The 5,097-nt window shown below is 47.9% G+C and carries 3 protein-coding genes and 2 pseudogenes; 2 read left to right on the top strand and 3 right to left on the bottom strand.

The genetic code is table 11. The annotated features are described in order from the left end of the window. Positions 1 to 19: 19 nt before the first annotated feature. The 3 genes from AB5Y85_RS18405 to AB5Y85_RS18395 form a co-directional block, all read right to left on the bottom strand. Positions 20 to 1,633, bottom strand: coding sequence for an IS1634 family transposase (locus AB5Y85_RS18405; protein ID WP_201991050.1), 1,614 nt, complete (start codon positions 1,631 to 1,633; stop codon positions 20 to 22). Between the two features lie 71 nt (positions 1,634 to 1,704). Further along, a complete protein-coding gene (locus tag AB5Y85_RS18400; protein WP_368221936.1) occupies positions 1,705 to 3,195 on the bottom strand; it encodes an SIR2 family protein in 1,491 nt (496 codons plus the stop codon). A 323-nt stretch (positions 3,196 to 3,518) separates the two neighbouring features. Next, positions 3,519 to 4,034, bottom strand: coding sequence for a transposase (locus AB5Y85_RS18395; protein WP_257687413.1), 516 nt, complete (start codon positions 4,032 to 4,034; stop codon positions 3,519 to 3,521). Positions 4,035 to 4,643: 609 nt separating this feature from the next. Between AB5Y85_RS18395 and AB5Y85_RS18390 the strand changes: the two are divergent. Together AB5Y85_RS18390 and AB5Y85_RS18385 are read left to right on the top strand one after the other, a co-directional pair. Further along, positions 4,644 to 5,003, top strand: a pseudogene (locus tag AB5Y85_RS18390) (hypothetical protein); the annotation flags it as partial. Next, a pseudogene (locus tag AB5Y85_RS18385) lies at positions 5,004 to 5,097 on the top strand (ferredoxin--NADP(+) reductase); the annotation flags it as partial. It lies immediately after the preceding pseudogene.

Below are 5,097 nucleotides of genomic sequence, written 5' to 3'. Positions count from 1 at the left end.
CCGACATTCCGCACCTGATTTAGGAATAAATTTGTCGGTAGCGCTCACCCAATACCTCCAAAATGATCTGCTGGTCTCCTGTTAGCTCCGTTACTTGTGGCGGAGCTTCTCCCAGTCGATATTCATGGATGCCACCAAAGCGCAAAAAGATCCAACGGGCCGTCGGCTGCTGGGTCGGTTTTTTTTTCATATCCGCCACACTGCGGTTCTGCGCCACTAATCCCTGCCTGATCCGGTGCTCCAACGCTGCGTAAATCATCAGGCTACAGGTCATCACCATCAGCAACGCTTCAATCCGCTCCGGTTTTTTCAGGTACAGTGAGGAGGTTAAAAACTCCGGGCTCTTGAGAAAACGAAAGCCTCGCTCGACATTCTGCTGTGCTTTATAGGTGGCCAACAGTTCGGCCATAGTCAGCGTATCGCTGTGGTCATTGGTCGCCAGGATGAACACCCCGGTCTGGTTGCGAGCCTCTTCAACGCAAGCCAGACTAGTTGCCGCCAACCCAGTGATTTGAAACTGATGGCCAATTGGCTCTTCGCCACTCTTGGGTCTGCCACGTCCTGTATAAACGGGTTCACCTACCACTTCGGCATCCAGTTGCAGCAGCATCAAGCTGGCGGTAAAACGGCTCAACTCAGCGTGGGCATCCGCTTGACAGGCAAAGCGTCGGGCACACAATTTGGCGAAGGCTTTGAGCTCGCGGGTGCTCTCTTTAAGCAGGTTTTTTGCCAGTGTCTGCTGCTCGCGATGGCTGGCCTGTTCGCTGCGCACCAACATCCAGCGCTGCGCGACGCCGGCATAATGGGCGGATTGCCAACAGCCATGATAACCATTGCCCAGCGCAACCAGCGACTGGGTGCCAATCGTTGCCACGGCCTGCTTGGCCTCATTCAACGTGACAGGCACCCGGGTGACAAACAGTTGCTGCTGTTGCTCCAGCAATTGCAAGGTCTCGGCGCAGTACAGTGCTGCATCACCGACCAGATAACGGCTCTCCTGCGCGGCCTTGAGGCTGCTCAAATGGCGACGAACAGTCTGGGCAAAGGCTTTGGTGTCGTTACTGTTGCCACTGAGGGCCTGCATGTAGATGGGTAGCCCGGCCTGATTTTCACAGATGAGTTCCAGAATAACCTGGTTCAGCTCTGGCCGATGATCTCGACTATAACCCCGCACCAATTGCAGCTTGCCGGTCTGCTCGCCATCGGCCTGGTCATAGGCGCCATCGACGTGGAAGCTGGTGATATCGAGGTGCACAGCGGTGCTTTTGAGCCCCAGCCGCTCGACGACTTGCGCCGCCATCACCTGATACAAGGTGCTGACATCGGCGTCGAAGAGGGCATCGAGACAGCGCCCGAGCACATCATCATTGAGGTCATCAGCACAGATCCCGGGGCCGATCAGGCGCTCAACCGGCTTGTTAGCGAAAAATTGCGGGAACATGTGCAGGGTGCTGCTGTGAAAGCCGAGGCCGTTCACTATCATGGCGACCAGCGCTTGACCATGTGAGACCTTGAAAGGGGGCGTTTTGGGGAGCACGGCATCGATCATGCGGGCAATGCCCAGTTCTTGGCAGAGTGCGGCGACCAAACCAAGGTGATCGAGGTTACGGATAGAGATAGCGGGAGCGGCCATGATGATCTACCTGCAAAAGAGAGTAATAGATCAGAATGGCCGATCGCCGTCAAGCTTTGAAAAAGCCAAAATTAGGTGCGGAATGACGGATAAACACATAACAGTTTTTTGTATTCTGTAGAATTCTTTTCTGCATAACCTTTTAAATATTGCTCTACACTATCTAGTGGTAATTGGTTATGCCACACTGCCCAACAAATAGCATTTCCTTTATAAGTGTGAGATATATTTGCATCTTCAATGATATCTCTGATTTCGTGGTGAGCATTTTTACAGCGATCGTTCATTTCGGAGATTAATGCTTCAATTTTAGTTTTTTGCTGTAATTTTAATCTGTCTTCTTCTGTTATCTCTGTGCATATTCGACTAAATCCATAAATCGGGAAGTACTGGTTGCTTGCTATACGTTGCTTGTTTATGAGTTTAAGTAACTGGGCGTTAGATTCATCGATTATTTTAAAATAATTAGACATCATTTCAGATGTACTATGGAATGTGTATTGAATAGTTTTTACGGAACCTATAACAACTATTTTGTCACTGTTATTGAGTGTGTCCATATCTTCAGTAAAGTTAACTTTTATCTGCCCTCCTGAGTAAATGTCCTTAACGACAGATTGAACCTTTCTGATATCCATAGCTGAAACAGGCAATGATAGCTCAGATAATGCTTCATATATTGCGGTGAAATTATCTGTTTTTATTTTGTTGATTCTTATTGTGGCAAACCCTTGTAAGTCGATATCATGCTCCGTAATTTCTGTATTATCTGAACCAGCATCATACTCAACCAGTAGAAAATTACTTCTTATTCTTTCTGCAATATCTGAGTTTGGTTCAACATATGTAAATATTGTTTTCAAAATATCTTTTATGTTTTCATCACCAACATTGTATCCAAGGAATATTATTGGGTTATGAATAAATAACGATAGTAACTGAGCTCTAATTAAATCATACTTAGCTTTAAAGTTTGAGTAATCATCTTCTGTGATTATTATTTTTGATGGATCTGACACGCAACCATGAATTTTATATACTGAGCCATATGGGTTACTAAGAAGAATGTCATTCCCAAGTAATGGATTAAACTCAAAAATATTTTGTATTAGCTCATCATAATTAGTTGTTATCACAGAACCGATGTTTTTCCTAGCTCTTTTTAAAGCAGTCAGCTCGTCTTGTAGGTCATCACGAAGGTTCATTTCGGACAAAAGCATTGATATATAGATCTTGAATCTACTTAAGCTATTTCCTTTTCTCATTTCCTCAAAAAAGCAATCATTCACATTTTTGAATTTCCCATCTCGGTCTTCAATTAAAGACCTATTAAATAGGTCCTCTAATTTCGAGGCAACTAATTCATACTTGTACACACCATCGACTATACATCCTGACTTTATATCATAATATTTTTCATCATTACCAGTTAGCTCGGTGGCAATTTTGAGTAGCAGAGCATCCCACGTATATGAATTTCTTAGGTATCTAAGGCTAACACCAGTACCTACAAATAATACGGGGTGATTATGAAAGCTACTCATAAATTCTTTGATGTTCACAGTTCAACCTTTTAAGTTAATAATGCTTTTAAGCTTGTCCCACTTATTGGGGAGATGAATAATGCAGGTTTATGTTATTTTGAAATCTATTTTAAAGCGAATTGCACAGCTACGAATGTGGACTAAATATTGTATCGCATACGTTTGGTTAATCCTCGTAGGTTGGCGCTGAACGAAGTGAAGCCCAACGTTTACCGTGAAAGCGAAATTTTAATTTTGTTATCGATTTTATATGGTCAAAATTTATCTTTTTGGGGAGTCAGATATCACGTTTGTTGGGCTTCGCTGCGCTCAGCGCCAACCTACAACACATTCCGAGCCGATTATTCCCGACCCGAGTCACTATTAATGGCCCAATCTGACCCTATCCATCCTGCGGCGATATGGCGATGAATGGAGGAGTAAGGCCAATCGACAGGTTTGGCACAATAACCATGTTTGACCGGATTGAAATGGATGTAATCGACATGGGCTTGCAGATCCTTGTCATCCCGGATCAGATGCTCCCAATAACGGCGTTGCCAGATACCGCGTTCCCGTTTTCTGACTCGACTCTCCCGTATCCGCTCTGTTTTGGCGAGATTTCGTGAAAAGCCTGCCTTGATCAGAGACCAGCGCATGGGATAGTCACTGTCATCCGGTGGTAGTTGCCAGATGGCATGGAGATGATCCGGCATCACCACCATGGCAATGATCTCGAAGGGGTGTTGTTGTTTGACGTTGCGGATCACTTCACGCAGAAGGTCGATATGACGTACCAGTAGATCCTGCTTGCGATCAGCCAGGTTGACGGTGAAGAACCAACATGCCCCACTGGTTGTTGCTCGGCGATAGCGCATGGTTCTCTTTTCCGGTGTCGGGGGTGAAATATCCGGTCTGTTCGGTTACACGAAATGGGAACCAACTAACCGAAGGCATACGTGTTGGGCTTCTCTGCGCTCAGCGCCAACCTACGCAATGCATTAATCACTGTGCAAAACCCACGCTACCGCCCGTGGATTACAGCTTCCAAAATGCTCCATTAACCAGCGGGGCAGCAGCCCATCGCAGATGAATAGGCACCGGATGGCTATGTTAAGCCAATCGAATCTGGCCACACCAGTCAAAAAATGACGTAAGTGTCAGTAATGACTGATTTTTTGCGCTGACTCAATAAAAGGGGGTGGCCGGAGGCAGGATTCCCATGGCCCTTGATTTTATTGGGGTTGGCGGGCGTGGTGGGGAAGAGGGTGGCTGGCTTGCCGCTGAGGAAGGGTTGGCTGAGGACAATCCCGCTCAGCCAATCGGCGCTATAGTGCGGGCGATGGTTGCTCTGTGCTCTGTCTCCCAAGCTGGCGAGGCGGGGGATCTGCGGCAACAATCAGCTGTTGCCATCACAGCCATTTGCAACACATCGTCATACAAATATGACCATGCAAACACATCACCAGATAGAGAGGAGATCACCCATGAAGCGTACCATCCTGTTCGGCCTGCTCTGCGGCAGCGTGCTGCTGGCCAATCCGGTCTTTGCCAACGATTCAGCCCAGTTGCAGTGCGAGGCGCAGGCCGCAGCCAAAAAGCTTAACGGCGCCGCCAAGACCAGCTTTGTCGGCAAGTGTGTGAAAGATGCCGCTGGCGCCGCGACCGGTGAGTGCGAGAAGGCGGCCGCCGACAAGAAGCTGGCCGGTGCGGCCAAGAACAGCTTTATCCAGAAGTGCGTGAAGACGGGCGCGGCGATGGATCCGGCGGCCAAGTGCGAGAAGGCGGCGGCCGACAAGAAGCTGGCTGGCGCGGCCAAGAACAGCTTTGTCCAGAAGTGCGTGAAGGTGCGCAAAGGCGAAGAGCTGAGCTATCAGGATTTGATCGCCAGCTTTGCCGAGCAATATGGCGCGCGTTTCCGCTATGTCCCCTTTGTCAGCC

The sequence above is a fragment of the Aeromonas sp. R3-1 genome (assembly GCF_040908345.1).
Lineage (GTDB): Bacteria > Pseudomonadota > Gammaproteobacteria > Enterobacterales > Aeromonadaceae > Aeromonas > Aeromonas veronii.
The sequence above is the reverse complement of the archived record's forward strand: the minus strand, read 5'-3'. Positions and strand labels throughout refer to the sequence as shown.